Here is a 15,556-nt window from a genome sequence, read left to right as displayed (position 1 = left end):
GAGAGCAGCGAACACCGCTGCGACTTCAAGGAGGAGGGGTATTTAATAGGTAATCAACGTGACAACCCTTGAACAATGCATCGGCAATACCCCCCTCGTAAAACTGCAACGCTTGAACCAAGGGCTGAATGCCCAGATTTGGGTCAAATTGGAAGGTAACAATCCGGCAGGCTCGGTGAAAGACCGTGCGGCTTTTGCCATGATTCAACAGGCCGAACTGCGTGGCGAGATTGCACCGGGTGATGTGTTGATTGAGGCAACCAGTGGGAATACCGGTATTGCGCTGGCGATGATTGCCGCGATGAAAGGATATCGGCTGAAATTGCTGATGCCGGAAAATATGAGTCTGGAGCGTCAAACGGCCATGCGTGCCTACGGTGCAGAGTTAATTTTAGTCAGCCGCGAGCAAGGTATGGAAGGTGCGCGGGATCTGGCATTAATGATGCAAGCCGATGGGCAAGGCAAGGTGCTGGATCAGTTTAATAATACAGATAATCCGTATGCACATTTTACTGGCACTGGGCCGGAAATTTGGCAGCAAACTGCAGGAAAAGTAAGCCATTTTGTCTCCAGTATGGGCACCACCGGCACGATTACCGGCGTTAGCCAATATCTGAAAAGTCAAAATCCGCAGGTCACTATTATTGGTCTGCAACCGGCTGAAGGTAGCAGTATTCCAGGGATTCGCCGCTGGTCACCAGAATATATGCCGGGAATTTTTCGCCCTGAGTGGGTGGATCAGGTGTTAGATATCAGCCAGGATGACGCCGAACAGACCATGCGCCGCCTAGCCACGGAGGAGGGGATCTTTTGTGGTGTCAGTTCTGGGGGGGCGGTGGCTGGAGCACTACGTATCGCCGCCGAAAACCCAGATGCGGTTATCGTAGCAATAATTTGTGATCGCGGAGATCGCTATTTATCGACTGGGGTTTTTGGATAGAAACACGGCCGCCAGTGGTGGGCCGCCGTCTAGCGGCCCGACTCTTTTGACGCCATGTAGCGGCGAAGCGAGCAAATTGAATATTAGCTAATCGAATAACTGATTCTACTCCCGCTCTAATGCTCTGATCGGATCCATTTCTGCTGCCCGCTTGGCAGGGAAAAAACCAAAAATCACACCAATCAAACTGGAACAAACAAACGCGGTAATAATGGATGTCGCGGAGTAAATCATCGAGAAGTTAGTGCTGAATTGGCTAAATAACAGGCCGATCCCCAGAGATAACACCACACCAAGGCTACCGCCTAACAGACACACCAGCACGGCTTCAATTAAAAATTGCTGCATAATATCGCTGGCTCGCGCGCCGACCGCCATTCGAACACCAATCTCTTTGGTGCGCTCGGTGACGGAAACCAGCATGATATTCATCACTCCAATACCACCGACCACCAATGAGATAACCGCGATCATCGATACCAACAATGTCATGGTTGATGTCGTTTTCTCAATAGTTTGACGAATACTGTCGGTGTTCATAACGAAAAAATCCTGTGTTCCATGGCGCTGAGTCAGTAGCTTGGTCACACCCTGCTCGGCATTGGCCAGATCGATATCATCGTTCACTCGCACAGTGATACTTTTCAAATAAGATTGCCCAAGCATGCGCTTCATTGCGGTGGTGTATGGGATCCACACATTGAGATTTTCATCGCTGCCAAAGCCACTCTGTTTTTTGGCCGCGACACCAATCACCCGACAAGGCAGAGAGCCAAGTAAGATAACTTTGCCAATAGGGTTTTCACCATTGGGAAATAGCTTGTCGCGGGTGTTCTCATCGATAACGACCTCTTGCATCAAGTTATTGACGCTGGTGCGGTTAAAGGCCATGCCTTGGGCGATGTTATAACCCCGCACGACAAAATATTGTTCACCGACACCATTCACCGTGCCACTGACCGATTTATTGCCGTAACGCAAAGTGGTACTGGTAGACACCGTCGGCGTCACGCTGTGAATGTAACCCTGCTGTGCCAGTGCGTCAGCATCGGTGGCACGCAGAGTGTGAATTGCCGCAGAGCGCATATCACCAAAATCCTTACCGGGGAAAATCTCCAATGTACTGGTACCCATTGCGTTGATATTTGCCAGAACTTGTTGTTGCGACCCTTTACCCAGAGCCACGACAGAAACCACGGAGGCAATACCAATAATAATCCCCAACATGGTCAGCAGAGTGCGTAGACGCTGCGCTGACATTGCCAGCACCGCCATCTTGAATGCCTCTTGTAGCCGGTCGCGTTGGGCTTTCCATGGGGTGAGTGGCGTTTTACTCGTTGTATCAGGAGGTTGCTCAACATCACCGCGGTTCTGTGGTCGCTCTGAGGACTCGGCATGCAGCATTTGCCGGTCAGCGATAATCTCGCCATCTCTGAGTTCAATAATTCGCTGAGCATGTTCTGCAATTGACATATCATGCGTGACAATGACCACCGTATGCCCTTGCCGGTGTAACTCTTTGAGAATGTTTAAGACTTCAACCCCACTGTGCGTATCGAGTGCGCCGGTGGGTTCATCGGCCAGAATAACTTCCCCGCCATTCATCAGTGCTCTGGCAATACTGACCCGTTGCTGCTGACCGCCAGAAAGCTGACTTGGGCGATAATCCATTCGTTCAGCCAACCCAAGGCGCGACAGTAGGCTGGCTGCTCGGCGGCGGCGCTCTTCACGTTCGACACCGGCATATACTGCTGGAATTTCAACATTCTCCTGCGCATTTAAATCATTGAGCAAATGGTAGCGCTGAAAAATAAAACCAAAATGCTCGCGACGTAATTCAGCTAATGCATCTGGGTCCAAATGCAAAGGAATGCGCCCGGCCACCAGATATTCGCCTGAACTCGGCTTATCCAGACAACCAAGAATATTCATCAATGTGGATTTGCCGGAGCCTGATGCCCCGACAATCGCTACCATTTCACCGTGGTGAATGGTCAGATTGATATTTTTCAGTACCTGAACTCTGGTTTCACCCGTGGTTTTTTCCCCGGTAATAAACCAACGGCTGACGTTATCGAGTTGCAGTAAAATCTTGCCTTGATTGCGATTTGGCATCTGTTACATCCCCATCGGTGGCCCCATACGCTGGGCCTTACTGTTGGAGGTGTTGGCACTTGCCTGACTGACAATCACTTGTTCCCCAGCTTGCAGGCCGGAGAGTATCTGAGCATCAACATTGTTGTTTAGCCCAACCGTCACCTCACGGACACTGATCTTGCCCCCATCATCCACCACTTGTACCCGGTAGTGCCCATTGTCGTTTTCCAGCGCTGTTGCGGGGATAACAATGGCGTTCTCGGCTTTTTGTAGCACGATATATACCTGCGCGGTCATTGAAATACGTAATGCACCATTCGGATTGGCGACATCAAACAAACCGTTATAGTAAATAGCGGTGGTAGTCGAAGAACTGGAGCTGCTACTTGATGATGAGGTGGTGGTGGTTTCATCATTAATTGAGTCCGGTGCCGGTTCGATGGCTCGCAATGTCGCGCTGAATCGCTCTTCCGGCTCCCCTAAAATGGTGAAGTAAACCGGCATGCCTGCTTTAACTTTGACCACGTCCGCTTCGGAAATTTGTGCCTCGACAGTCATGGTATCGAGTTGTGCCACTTTGATAATGGTTGGGGCGCTTTGCACCGCATTGACGGTTTGCCCCTCTTCGACAGGAATGGCGACCACAGTCCCGGCAATGGGGGCGCTGATTTTGGTATAGCCTAGATTGAGCTTGGCGGTACTGACGGCGATTTCGGCCTGCGCAATTTGTGCGTCCAGCGCATTAATTTCAGCTTGGGTGCTGTCTAATGTTGCTTTCGCGCTGTCAAAATCAGCACGAACACCGAGGCCTTTCGCCAGAATTTGCTGTTGCCGCTGGTAGGTCAGTTGATTATTTTTCTGTGCAGCCACTTTTGCTGCGCGTTGCGCCAGCACATTTTTCAGAGCCTCTTGTGCATCCTTCAGGGCATTTTGCTGAGTAAGGTCATCAATTTCAGCAACTAACTGGCCTTTTTCTACCTGTTGTCCTAGGGTGACATGAAGAGCTTTAATTTGCCCTGATACCTGAGCACCCACCGTGACTTGTTTTCTTGCCTTAATCGTTCCATCAGCCAGTACAGTTTGTTCCAGTGTGCGGATTTCTGCGGGTGCGGTAATAAACCGGGGTTTATCTGTGGGTGACATCATTATAAACAGCAGTACACCACCGGCAATCAGTAGCACGGTAGCCAGCCAGATAAGGCGTCGTTTCGACCCTGTAACCTGTTGCATAATCAATCAAAGATCCTTGAACCACGATGAAGAGAATGGTGAAGCTAAATGCAGGGGGATAATTTACCGCTAAGACCCAAAAAGTGTGAGTTAAGTGAAACTCAAGAATATGTAAGGATTGAGTAAAACTGGCTGCGCGCGAGTTAAATAGGCATGAAAATAGCCGAAATCAGGCAGGAGAGTTAAAACATGAAAATTTTGTTAGTCGATGATGATGTTGAACTGGGCACTATGTTGAGGGAATACCTAAGTGGCGAGGGGTTTAACGCCGAATTGGTATTAACCGGCAAAGCGGGCATTGAAGGCGCCTTGTCCGGGGAGTATACCGCCTTGATCCTCGACATTATGTTGCCTGATATGAGTGGTATTGATGTTTTGCGACAAGTGCGCAAAAAAAGCCGTTTGCCAATTATTATGCTGACGGCCAAAGGTGACAATATTGACCGGGTTATTGGCCTTGAAATGGGGGCGGATGACTATATGCCAAAGCCGTGCTACCCACGTGAATTAGTAGCACGCCTGCGCGCGGTATTACGCCGCTTTGATGAGCATCCAGATTTGTCATCAACCGATGACAGTGTCATTACTCAGGGTGACTTAACGCTCAATCCATCAACCCGAAGCAGTGAATGGCAGGGTAAGCCATTTGACCTAACTGCCTCAGAGTTTAATTTGCTGGAATTGCTGTTGCGTTCACCCGATCGTGTCGTCACCAAAGATGAGTTATCAGATAAAGGGCTAGGGCGACCACGTGAAGCCTATGATCGCAGTGTCGATGTGCACATTAGCAATATTAGACAGAAACTCGCGGCGTTACCGGGGAATACGTTAAACATTGAAACGGTACGTAGTATTGGCTATCGCATCAGATAATCGCGATTGGTGGAGCAGATAGGCTATGCGCGGAAGGTTATTTTGGAAAATCCTATTAGGATTTTGGCTTACCTTTATTTTAATGACTCAGATGCTCTGGGTGGTGTTCTCCTTTTACGGTAATCGCCACGAACCTCCTGAACGCGAGATGGTTCGTCAGATTGCTAAATTACAAGTCGCATCAGCGGCCTCGATACTTCAGTCTGGTGGCCTTCCTGCATTAAATACCATGATTGCAAACTGGCCTGAGGCCGATAAAAACCACTTTTCGGTGTTGCCGGCCACCGAGATACCACCTGTTGCAGAAAAACCCTTGAATAACGCGCGACCGCCTGAAGGTCGGGAGCCTGAATTTTACAGCAGAGAAGTCACGGAATGGGTCAAAGGCCCTGATGGTCAGAATTATCGTATCAGTTACGATATCGATGGTTTGCGTGAGGTCAATCGGCAGGAGGGGGAAAGTCGCCGCGAAATTCTGAACATTCCGATCCCCATGATCTGGATGGGGGTGCTGGGGGGGCTGTTCTTTAGCGCATTGTTGGCTTGGAATCTAACACGGCCAATGCGCCAGCTTCGGGCCGGTTTTGAGCGAGTGGCACAGGGCGATTTATCAGTGCGGCTGTTGCCTGTTATGCGACGCCGTCATGATGAGCTTACTGAAGTGGCGCGAGATTTTGACTCAATGGCTGAACGTCTGGAGGCATTAGTCAGTGCTCGTGAACAATTACTGCATGATGTTTCCCATGAACTACGTTCACCATTGGCGCGATTGCAATTAGCCATTGGATTGGCACGCCAAAATCCCGTTAATGTTGAGAACTCATTGCAGCGTATTGAGCATGAGTCGGAACGGCTGGATAAGATGATTGGTGAGTTATTAGCGCTTTCTCGTGCTGAAAACCATGATATTTCTGATGATGACGAGTATTTCGATTTGCACGAGTTAGTGAAAGTCGTGGTTAACGATGCTCGCTACGAAGCACAAGTGCCGGGAGTCGAAATCCTACTACAGGTCACACCACAAATAGGCTATACCGTTAAAGGGAATGCCGAGCTAATGCGGCGGGCGATTGATAATATTGTTCGCAATGCGCTGCGTTTTTCTGCCCATGGTCAACAAGTCATAGTGGCACTGACGCAAAGTGATAAGAGTTATCAGATTCAGGTTTCTGACCAAGGACCGGGTGTTGAAGAGAGCAAACTTTCCAGTATTTTTGACCCATTCGTGCGCGTCAAGTCGGCAATGTCTGGTAAAGGTTATGGGCTGGGGCTGGCAATTACACGGAAAGTGATTTTGGCACATGGTGGGCAGGTTGACGCAAGAAATGGCGATCAGGGGGGGTTGGTGATTACACTGCGAGTGCCACGATGGATAACGACAGATTAACCTCCATATTCATCGTCAACAAAAACGGCGCCCTTAGGCGCCGTTTTTCATTCGCATAAAATTACTTTTTGATACGAATAATTGGTGTCTCACCCACGGTGACACTACCAGACAACTTAATCAGCTCTTTAATCTCGTCCATGTTAGAGATAACAACCGGAGTCAGTGTAGACTTGGCTTTCTCTTCCAGCAGGGCCAGATTGAACTCAATAACCACATCACCTTTCTTGACGCGCTGGCCTTCTTCAGCGATACGCTTAAAGCCTTCGCCTTTCAGTTCAACAGTATCAATACCGAAGTGGACGAACAGCTCAATGCCGCTGTCTGATTCGATAGAAAAAGCATGGTTAGTCTCGAAAATTTTACCAATGGTGCCGTCAACAGGAGCAACCATTTTGTTGCCTGAAGGCTTGATGGCAATCCCATCACCAACGATTTTCTCTGCAAATACAACATCAGGAACATCTTCGATGTTAACGATCTCGCCAGACAGCGGAGCAACAATCTCAATCGTGCCACTGTCTTTTTTATCATCTGAAACCAATGATTTCAGTTTATCGAACAAACCCATGATCTTCTCCTAAGTATTTATATTGGGCAGCGTTCCAGTATCGTGGAATTAGCAGAGCGTTTTTTCTTCGATGAATGTGGTAACCAAATCCATCAATTCCTTCGCTGTTGGTTGAGCTAATGCCTGCTCCGCCAACACCTTCACATCTTCGAAATTCGTATTACGGATAATTTTCTTGATGCGTGGGATCGAAATTGCACTCATGCTGAACTCATCCAGCCCCATGCCCAATAGCAACAGTGTAGCACGTTCATCGCCAGCAAGTTCACCGCACATACCGGTCCACTTACCTTCAGCGTGAGATGCATCAATAACCTGTTTGATCAGGCCCAATACCGATGGCGACATTGGATTATAGAGATGAGAAATCAGCTCATTGCCACGATCTACTGCCAGAGTATACTGAGTTAGATCGTTTGTCCCAATACTAAAGAAGTCAACTTCTTTAGCCAGATGGCGAGCGATGACCGCCGCCGCTGGTGTTTCCACCATAACACCGACCTCGATAGTTTCATCAAAGGCCTTGTTTTCTTCACGTAACTGGCTCTTCAGCAGTTCAAGTTCTGCTTTCAGTTCGCGCACTTCTTCAACCGAAATGATCATCGGGAACATGATACGCAATTTACCAAACGCAGATGCGCGCAAGATTGCGCGCAATTGTGCGTGCAGAATTTCTTTGCGATCCATAGCAATACGGATTGCGCGCCAACCCAAGAATGGGTTTTCTTCTTTCGGCAAGTTCATGTACGGCAGATCTTTATCGCCGCCGATATCCATAGTGCGGACGATAACTGCCTGAGAGCCCATGGCTTCCGCAACGGCTTTATAAGCCTGGAACTGCTCTTCTTCAGTCGGCAGTGAGTCGCGGTCCATGAACAGGAATTCTGTACGGTATAGACCCACGCCTTCAGCGCCATTACGCTCTGCACCGGCGATATCACGCACAGTACCGATGTTGGCAACGACTTCAACCTGATGGCCATCAAGGGTGATAGCGGGCAGGTCTTTCAGTTTGGCCAGATCATTTTTCTCAGTGATGTACTGAGTATTTACCGCTTTCAACTGCTCAATCACATCTGCAGTTGGATTTAAATAAACTTTGTTGTTTACCGCGTCCAGGATCAAATAGTCGCCATTCTTGACTTGTTTGGTCACATCAGTTGTTCCGACAATCGCCGGCAACTCCAAGGAACGCGCCATAATGGAGGTGTGGGAAGTTCGGCCACCCAAATCGGTGATGAACCCTAATACTTTATCCAGATTAAGCTGTGCGGTTTCTGACGGCGTCAGATCGGTGGCAACCAGAATCACTTCATCCTGAATTGCGCTTAAATCGACAATGGTCAGACCGAGAATATTCTTCAGCAAGCGTTTACCGATATCACGTACGTCAGCTGCACGTTCTTTCAGGTATTCGTCATCCAGCTCTTCCAAGGCTTTTGCTTGCCCTTCAATGACTGAATAAGCGGCTGCATCAGCAGTGGCATGCTCATCTTTGATGAGGGCTATGATTTCCTGCTCAAGCTCTTCGTCTTCCAACAGCATGATATGCCCTTCGAAGATGGCAGCTTTCTCTTCGCCTAGGCTTATGCCAGCTTTGGTCTTAATCGCTTCCAACTGTTCAGCCGCTTTGGCACGCCCAGTTTTGAAACGCTCGACTTCCTGCTCCACTTGGTCAGCAGAGATCTTTTTCCGGTTGATGACAATCTCATCTTCTTTCAGCAAAAGTGCTTTACCAAAAGCAATACCCGGTGATACTAAAATGCCTGAAATCATAACCCTACCTTACTCTTGACTGGTGTTAACTCAAAAAGCGCGCGTGATTACTCAAGCTCTGCCATCAGTTTTACCAGATGCTCAACAGCTTTCTTCTCATCTTCGCCTTCAGCAGAGATCGTAACAACAGTACCTTGGGTCAGGCCCAGAGTTTGTAGTTTGAACAGGCTCTTGGCGCTGGCGCTTTTACCGTTAGAGGTCACGGTAATTTCAGACGCAAAGCCTTTTGCTTCTTTTACGAACTGGGCAGCAGGGCGGGTATGCAGACCGTTTGGTGCAGTAATAGTAACTTCTTGCTGGAACATTGTATTTCCCCAACTTATTGGATTTATGTTGTGGAGCTAAAGTTTAGTGTAAAAACTAAACTTTAGCCTGTATTGGTGCGCGTATTACGACATCTTTCAACTCGCGCATGACTTTGCCTCAACGGCAGGTTAGTCACAAAGACAATTTCCGATATAACCTGAGTTCAGGCCAAAAATCGAAACTGCTACTTCTAAGAATAATGCTCTCTTTGCGTTATGTCTTCAATCAGCATTCGGTGATGACATTTTTTGTTGTGTTGCATAATTGATAAATCGATTCAGCCAGAGAGGCGCTCAATACGTGATTAATTTCGCGTATCAAAATAATTGACCGGTTAAATACTAAACCCAGAGGGTAAAATCAATCTTTATGTAGTGAAAACTTTGAAGTGTGCCACAAAAAAAGCACCCGAGTGGGTGCTTTTTTAGCATTTAGTGCGGCAGCAAGATTACTGTTGCAGCTCTTGCTCAGTGAACAAGTCTGCAAACAATGCCGTACTTAAGTAACGCTCACCCGAGGAGGGAAGAATAACCACAATTGTTTTGTCAGTAAAGCCTTCTTCTTCAGAAAGCTTAACCGCAGCAGCCACTGCTGCACCAGAAGAAATACCGGCCAAAATACCTTCTTCGTCCATCAAACGGCGAGCCATAGAGATGGCTTCGTCATTGGTCACTAAAGCAACACGGTCAATCAGGCTCAGGTCAAGGTTACCCGGAATGAAACCTGCCCCAATACCCTGAATTTTATGTGGGCCTGGTTTAATTTCCTGACCCGCCAATGCCTGGGTGATTACAGGAGAATCTGTTGGCTCAACCGCAACGGCGGTAATGGCCTTGCCTTTGGTCTTTTTGAGGTAGCGGCTGACACCCGTTAGTGTACCGCCAGTCCCAACGCCTGCAACAAAGACATCCACTTCACCGTCTGTATCTTCCCAGATTTCCGGGCCAGTCGTTTTCTCGTGAATTTCTGGGTTTGCCGGGTTACTGAACTGCTGCAAAATGATATAGCGGTCTGGGTCAGTGGCCTGAATTTCTTCGGCTTTGGCAATCGCCCCTTTCATCCCTTTAGCGCCTTCAGTCAGCACCAGATTTGCTCCCAGCGCTTTCAGTAATTTACGCCGCTCAATGCTCATGGTTTCAGGCATGGTTAGGGTTAATTTATACCCACGTGCTGCGGCGACAAAAGCCAGTGCAACACCGGTATTGCCACTGGTCGGTTCCACCAGTTCTTTACCTTCGGTCAGGATACCTTTGTTTTCGGCATCCCAAATCATATTGGCACCGATACGACATTTAACGCTGAAACTTGGATTGCGTGATTCAACCTTCGCCAAAATGCGTCCGTTGCCGATACGGTTCAGACGAACCAGCGGCGTATGGCCGATTGTTAAAGAGTTGTCTTCATATATCTTGCTCATAGCCCGTCCTTTAACTCTATGAAAATGTAGGAAACGTTCAAAGCATACGCTAACAGTATGGCTATGGAAGTAAGTAATTGGTATATCGATATGTTATTAAGAAATAAGTTTTAATCCCAATAACAAGGGCGTGACTCGCACGCCCATGGAACATTAACGTGATGGTTGAATAAACTGCTCACGATAGCGATCAACCCACATTGCTGTGGCACCGCAGACGGCAACCGGCATAATCACCAGATTCAGGAATGGGATCATAGTGAATAAGCTCACCAGTGCACCAAATTGCAAGTTATCGACTTTATCTTGGCGTAATGCACTGCGCATGTGCTGAAAACTCACTTTATGGTTATCGAAAGGATAATCACAATATTGAATTGATAACATCCAAGCGCTGAACAGGAACCACAGTACCGGGGCCAGTGTTTGCCCCACACCAGGGACGAGGTAAAGCAAGAGCAATACCACAGCACGTGGCAAGTAATAGGCTAATTTACGCCATTCACGCGCCATAATGCGCGGCAAATCTTTCACAATCCCCATGATACCCGTATCGGGTAGGGGCTTGCCGGTGAGGCTGGCTTCCAATTGTTCAGCTAATAAACCGTTAAAGGGGGCTGCGATAAAATTGGCGAGGGTGCTGAAGAGATAACTGAATACCAGTAGCACCGAAATAACCATCACTGGCCATAATAAATAGCTCAGCCACTGCAACCAATCCGGGACATAACTCATCAAATGAGGAACCCAGTCACCTATCCGGTTGAATAACCACCAAAAAGCGCCTCCCATCAGCAGAATATTCACCAATAAAGGTAAAATCACGAATCGCCGGATACCTGGGCGGGAAATTAACTGCCATCCTTGAGCAAAATAATGGATACCACTGACCTTTTTTACCGCTTTTTGCGTATACGCCATGCCGTTGAGTTCTCTGTTAGCTTATTGACCTACGTATCATATCGGTATGATTTCCCACTGCATAGTCACATATTGTTCAAAAAATAAGCGAAACATCTAGCATAATCATCTTTCTTCGAAGAAAATTGAGCACGGACTTGCACTTGTGTTCGTTGGGAAATAGAGTTAAAGGGTGAATGTTTGCCGCGGTGGCAATGTATTGGAACAACAGAGATAGTAATGATGCAGGATTTGCGTCTGATATTAATCGTTGTTGGCGCGATCGCCATAATAGCGTTGTTATTGCATGGTTTATGGACCAGCCGTAAAGAACGCTCATCACTTTTTCGCGATCGCCCAGTTAAACGTCCGAAACAAGAACGTGTTGAAACCCCGATCGAGAATCTCGATGAAGGGGTTGGAGAAGTGCGCGTCCGCACAGCTCACCCACAGGAGAAGCCTTCATTTAATCATATTGATGATGACGATGAAGACATGCCGGTCATTCAGCATATTGAAACCCAACCGGTGCAGGTTAAGGCGGAACCACGTCAAAAACCTTTTGCTTCTGTGCAGACAGATTATGACGACCCATTATTGGGTGGACTCTCTGCTGAGCAACCACCGCATGAATCCCAGCGTGACCCTTTGTTTGGCTCGGTTGAGGAGTCTTATTCGCAACCGCGACACGCAGAACCGCAGCATGCGGCGGAACCCGTATCTCAAGTGGCACCACAGCATGTGGAGTCACAACCAGAGCCGGTAGCTCCTGCTCCAGAGGTTAAACCACAAAAACTGAAAGAGACTGTTTTGGTGCTGCATGTTGCCGCTCATCATGGTGGTGCTCTCGGTGGCGAGTTGCTGCTACAGAGTGTTCTTCAGTCTGGTTTCCAGTTCGGTGAGATGGGCATTTTCCATCGCCACCTTAGCCCTGCAGGCAGTGGCCCAGTGCTGTTCAGTCTGGCGAATATGGTAAAACCAGGTTCTTTTGACCCTGATACCATGTCTGATTTCTCAACGCCGGGTGTGTCAATGTTTATGATGGTGCCGTCTTATGGCGATGCTAATCAGAACTTCAAGCTAATGCTACAATCAGCCCAGCGTATTGCAGATGATGTTGGCGGTGTGGTGCTGGATGATGAACGCCGCATGATGACCCCGCAAAAATTGGAAACGTATAAGGCCCGCATTCGTGAAGTGTTGGATGCGAACGCAAGCGCCTGATAACGTAACCTCGCAATGAATCGAATTAACCCGAACCCCCGCATGCCGGGGGTTTTTTATCTTTGATGGTGAGCCATGGAATCGATAATTCAGCAAATTAATCAACTAAGAACTTCATTGCGCCATCACGAACATCAATATCATGTTTTGGATGCGCCTGAGATCCCTGATGCTGAATACGACCGCTTAATGCAGCAATTACGCGATCTGGAAGCACAACATCCTGAACTTATTACCAACGATTCACCGACGCAACGAGTTGGCGCAGCCCCTCTTGATGCCTTTGAGCAGGTTAAGCACGAAGTTCCGATGTTATCTCTTGATAACGTCTTCGACGAAGAAAGCTATTTGGCTTTTGATAAAAGGGTGCATGATCGGCTGAAAACGGCAGAACCGCTGACATTTTGTTGTGAACTAAAACTCGATGGCTTGGCGGTCAGTTTATTGTATGAAGAGGGCGAGCTGGTGAGAGCGGCCACCCGTGGCGATGGCACCACTGGTGAGAATATTACCGCGAATGTGCGCACCATCCGAGCGATTCCACTGCGCCTACGTGGCGATAATATTCCACGCCGAGTTGAGGTCCGTGGCGAGGTTTTCATGCCGCAGGCTGGGTTTGAACAACTGAACGAAGAGGCGCGGCGCAAAGGGGGCAAAATTTTTGCCAACCCGCGTAATGCGGCTGCGGGCTCTTTGCGCCAGCTTGATCCACGAATCACGGCCAAACGTCCATTAACTTTCTTCTGTTACGGTGTGGGGTTATTGGATGGCGGTGAGCTGCCGCGCAGTCATATTCAACGGCTGATGCAATTTAAAGCCTGGGGGTTGCCGGTCAGTGATCGGGTTAAATTGTGTACGGGTAGTGACCAGGTGATTGCTTTTTATCGTCAGATTGAACAAGACCGTGCTGATTTGGGTTTTGACATCGATGGCGTGGTTATCAAGGTTGACTCCCTCGATCTGCAAGAGCAATTAGGCTTCGTGGCGCGAGCACCTCGCTGGGCAACTGCATTTAAATTCCCAGCACAAGAGCAGATAACCCAAGTTCGTGAAGTGGAGTTTCAGGTGGGCCGTACTGGGGCTATCACTCCGGTTGCACGTCTAGAACCGGTACAAGTTGCGGGGGTGATTGTCAGTAATGCGACGCTGCATAATGCCGATGAAATTGAGCGACTGGGTCTGCGCATCGGCGATACTGTGATTGTCCGCCGTGCTGGTGATGTGATTCCACAAGTGGTGGGTGTGGTGATGGAGCAGCGCCCACAGGATGCCAAAGAGATCACTTTCCCTGACCATTGCCCAGTATGTGGCTCTGATATTGAGCGAGTTGAGGGAGAAGCCGTTGCCCGCTGTACTGGCGGTTTATTCTGTGCTGCGCAGCGTAAAGAAGCGCTGAAACACTTCGTTTCACGTCGGGCGTTAGATGTGGAGGGAATGGGCGACAAGATTATCGAACAATTGGTGGAAAAACAGTATGTCGAAAACCCGGCTGACCTATTTACATTAACTGCTGGCAAATTAACGGGTCTTGACCGTATGGGACCAAAGTCTGCGCAAAATCTGATTGCGGCGCTAGAGAAGGCGAAACAGACCACATTTGCACGCTTCCTCTATGCTTTGGGTATTCGTGAAGTCGGAGAAGCAACTGCGGCCAATTTAGCCGCTCATTTCCGTTATTTGGATAATCTTCGCGCGGCAGATATTGATGCTTTAAAAAGTGTACCTGATGTCGGTGAAGTCGTGGCAAAGCACGTCATCAACTTCCTGAATGAAGAGCACAATCAAAAAGTGATCGAAGCGCTCGAAAAAGTCATTAGCTGGCCCGAGCCACAACAAATTATTGCTGAAGAGATCGACAGTCCGTTTGCGGGAAAAACCGTGGTGTTGACGGGGTCACTCACGATCCTTTCGCGAGACGAAGCTAAAGATCGCCTGACGGCACTGGGGGCTAAAGTCAGTGGCAGTGTTTCTAAAAAAACCGATCTGGTGATAGCTGGTGAAGCAGCAGGTTCAAAATTAGCGAAAGCACAAGAACTTGGAATTACAGTCATCGATGAAGCGGAAATGATCCGTTTATTAGGTGAATAGAGGGCGCGTGGAACATGGAAAAAGAGAATCTGGTTGAGATAGCCAATACTCGGATGCCCTTCGGAAAATATCAAGGGCGGGTATTAATCGACCTGCCTGAAGAGTACCTGCTTTGGTTTGCCCGCAAAGGTGAGTTTCCGCAAGGAAAGTTGGGGATGCTCATGGAGATGACGCTGGCAATTAAGATTGAAGGGCTGGATGGTTTGGTTAAACCCCTCAAGCAGGGGTAATTCGGTCGACTAAACTAGGGCGATGGGCGTTACTCCGTTCATCGCCCTAGTTTTGTAGGGTACAAACGCCATTAGATATAAACGTCAATCTGGTTCTGTGCAGAAGGGCGGTTTACTCCATCACCGGTCGGTGCGTTCGCACTCACGGTATTATTATCACCCTCTTTGGTTTTTTCGGCCTCTTTAGCCTCAATACGTGCGATTTGAGCCTGTAGCGCGGCAATTTGACTCTGAATTTGTTGCTGCTGTTTTTGTAGTTCATCAGCAGTTAAACCAGAATCTTTTAAGGTACTTAATTTCTCGGTCAGTTTTTGGATCTCTTGGTTAAGAGATTTAATCTGTGCCGCCGCGCTGCTATCTGAAGAAGAGCTACCGCTGCTGACAGAAACGGATGCTGTAGAGATGGTATTCGACATTATTATTCCTTAGAAAAACGTGGGTGGAATAATAACTATCGGTGAGAGGAAGATTAGCCTTAACGTTTAAGGGGGGTTTTACGCAATCTTATCACTTGCTT

General features: G+C 48.3%; 14 protein-coding genes. 6 read left to right on the top strand and 8 right to left on the bottom strand.

Going from position 1 to position 15,556, the window contains the following annotated elements; translation table 11 throughout:
- Window positions 1–58 precede the first annotated feature (58 nt).
- A complete protein-coding gene (cysM, locus tag HUZ92_RS12190) occupies window positions 59–940 on the top strand; it encodes a cysteine synthase CysM (RefSeq protein WP_145579799.1) in 882 nt (293 codons plus the stop codon).
- Between the two features lie 105 nt (window positions 941–1,045).
- Here the strand turns inward: cysM and HUZ92_RS12185 are convergent, their stop codons facing one another.
- On the bottom strand, window positions 1,046–3,055 hold the full coding sequence (locus HUZ92_RS12185) for a MacB family efflux pump subunit (protein ID WP_050101820.1): 2,010 nt from the start codon (window positions 3,053–3,055) through the stop codon (window positions 1,046–1,048).
- Window positions 3,056–3,058: 3 nt separating this feature from the next.
- Window positions 3,059–4,267: an efflux RND transporter periplasmic adaptor subunit gene (locus HUZ92_RS12180; RefSeq protein WP_145579798.1), complete on the bottom strand. Its 1,209-nt coding sequence runs from the start codon at window positions 4,265–4,267 to the stop codon at window positions 3,059–3,061.
- 189 nt (window positions 4,268–4,456) lie between these two features.
- On the opposite strand from HUZ92_RS12180, the gene HUZ92_RS12175 reads away from it, so the two are divergent.
- Entirely contained in the window at window positions 4,457–5,140 is a 684-nt protein-coding gene (locus tag HUZ92_RS12175; RefSeq protein WP_050101824.1) for a response regulator transcription factor, read from the top strand.
- Window positions 5,141–5,165: 25 nt separating this feature from the next.
- Complete coding sequence (locus tag HUZ92_RS12170; RefSeq protein ID WP_145579797.1) at window positions 5,166–6,527, top strand: ATP-binding protein; 1,362 nt, start codon at window positions 5,166–5,168, stop codon at window positions 6,525–6,527.
- A gap of 61 nt (window positions 6,528–6,588) precedes the next feature.
- On the opposite strand, the gene crr is transcribed toward HUZ92_RS12170, so the two are convergent.
- From crr to cysZ, 5 genes are all read right to left on the bottom strand, one after another.
- Window positions 6,589–7,098 carry a PTS glucose transporter subunit IIA gene (gene crr, locus HUZ92_RS12165; protein WP_004392561.1) on the bottom strand — a complete coding sequence of 170 codons (510 nt, stop codon included), beginning with the start codon at window positions 7,096–7,098 and terminating at the stop codon, window positions 6,589–6,591.
- Window positions 7,099–7,146: 48 nt separating this feature from the next.
- Window positions 7,147–8,874: a phosphoenolpyruvate-protein phosphotransferase PtsI gene (ptsI, locus tag HUZ92_RS12160; RefSeq protein WP_050101827.1), complete on the bottom strand. Its 1,728-nt coding sequence runs from the start codon at window positions 8,872–8,874 to the stop codon at window positions 7,147–7,149.
- A 47-nt stretch (window positions 8,875–8,921) separates the two neighbouring features.
- Window positions 8,922–9,179, bottom strand: coding sequence for a phosphocarrier protein Hpr (ptsH, locus tag HUZ92_RS12155; protein ID WP_004712628.1), 258 nt, complete (start codon window positions 9,177–9,179; stop codon window positions 8,922–8,924).
- Between the two features lie 449 nt (window positions 9,180–9,628).
- Window positions 9,629–10,597, bottom strand: a complete 969-nt coding sequence (gene cysK / locus HUZ92_RS12150) for a cysteine synthase A (RefSeq protein WP_050101829.1) — start codon at window positions 10,595–10,597, stop codon at window positions 9,629–9,631.
- A gap of 153 nt (window positions 10,598–10,750) precedes the next feature.
- The gene (gene cysZ, locus HUZ92_RS12145) at window positions 10,751–11,518 is read right to left on the bottom strand and encodes a sulfate transporter CysZ (RefSeq protein ID WP_050101831.1); all 768 of its coding nucleotides are present in this window, start codon (window positions 11,516–11,518) and stop codon (window positions 10,751–10,753) included.
- Between the two features lie 219 nt (window positions 11,519–11,737).
- On the opposite strand from cysZ, the gene zipA reads away from it, so the two are divergent.
- From zipA to HUZ92_RS12130, 3 genes are all read left to right on the top strand, one after another.
- On the top strand, window positions 11,738–12,721 hold the full coding sequence (zipA, locus tag HUZ92_RS12140) for a cell division protein ZipA (RefSeq protein ID WP_050101832.1): 984 nt from the start codon (window positions 11,738–11,740) through the stop codon (window positions 12,719–12,721).
- Between the two features lie 75 nt (window positions 12,722–12,796).
- Window positions 12,797–14,809: an NAD-dependent DNA ligase LigA gene (gene ligA, locus HUZ92_RS12135; RefSeq protein ID WP_145525490.1), complete on the top strand. Its 2,013-nt coding sequence runs from the start codon at window positions 12,797–12,799 to the stop codon at window positions 14,807–14,809.
- A gap of 14 nt (window positions 14,810–14,823) precedes the next feature.
- On the top strand, window positions 14,824–15,039 hold the full coding sequence (locus tag HUZ92_RS12130; protein WP_050101836.1) for a DUF3820 family protein: 216 nt from the start codon (window positions 14,824–14,826) through the stop codon (window positions 15,037–15,039).
- A 71-nt stretch (window positions 15,040–15,110) separates the two neighbouring features.
- Here HUZ92_RS12130 and HUZ92_RS12125 read toward each other — a convergent pair whose 3' ends face one another.
- Window positions 15,111–15,455, bottom strand: coding sequence for a FlxA-like family protein (locus HUZ92_RS12125; protein WP_050140701.1), 345 nt, complete (start codon window positions 15,453–15,455; stop codon window positions 15,111–15,113).
- Window positions 15,456–15,556 lie beyond the last annotated feature (101 nt).

This window comes from Yersinia vastinensis (assembly GCF_902726565.1).
In the GTDB taxonomy this organism is placed as follows: Bacteria; Pseudomonadota; Gammaproteobacteria; order Enterobacterales; family Enterobacteriaceae; genus Yersinia; species Yersinia vastinensis.
The sequence above is the reverse complement of the archived record's forward strand: the minus strand, read 5'-3'. Positions and strand labels throughout refer to the sequence as shown.

Coding starts and splice junctions, on each gene's coding strand:
- ptsI (WP_050101827.1), bottom strand. CDS start 8,874: ATGATTTCAGGCATTTTAGTATCACCGGGTATTGCTTTTGGTAAAGCA.
- cysZ (WP_050101831.1), bottom strand. CDS start 11,518: ATGGCGTATACGCAAAAAGCGGTAAAAAAGGTCAGTGGTATCCATTAT.
- HUZ92_RS12130 (WP_050101836.1), top strand. CDS start 14,824: ATGGAAAAAGAGAATCTGGTTGAGATAGCCAATACTCGGATGCCCTTC.
- HUZ92_RS12180 (WP_145579798.1), bottom strand. CDS start 4,267: ATGCAACAGGTTACAGGGTCGAAACGACGCCTTATCTGGCTGGCTACC.
- HUZ92_RS12185 (WP_050101820.1), bottom strand. CDS start 3,055: ATGCCAAATCGCAATCAAGGCAAGATTTTACTGCAACTCGATAACGTC.
- cysK (WP_050101829.1), bottom strand. CDS start 10,597: ATGAGCAAGATATATGAAGACAACTCTTTAACAATCGGCCATACGCCG.
- crr (WP_004392561.1), bottom strand. CDS start 7,098: ATGGGTTTGTTCGATAAACTGAAATCATTGGTTTCAGATGATAAAAAA.
- HUZ92_RS12175 (WP_050101824.1), top strand. CDS start 4,457: ATGAAAATTTTGTTAGTCGATGATGATGTTGAACTGGGCACTATGTTG.
- HUZ92_RS12170 (WP_145579797.1), top strand. CDS start 5,166: ATGCGCGGAAGGTTATTTTGGAAAATCCTATTAGGATTTTGGCTTACC.
- ligA (WP_145525490.1), top strand. CDS start 12,797: ATGGAATCGATAATTCAGCAAATTAATCAACTAAGAACTTCATTGCGC.
- ptsH (WP_004712628.1), bottom strand. CDS start 9,179: ATGTTCCAGCAAGAAGTTACTATTACTGCACCAAACGGTCTGCATACC.
- HUZ92_RS12125 (WP_050140701.1), bottom strand. CDS start 15,455: ATGTCGAATACCATCTCTACAGCATCCGTTTCTGTCAGCAGCGGTAGC.
- zipA (WP_050101832.1), top strand. CDS start 11,738: ATGATGCAGGATTTGCGTCTGATATTAATCGTTGTTGGCGCGATCGCC.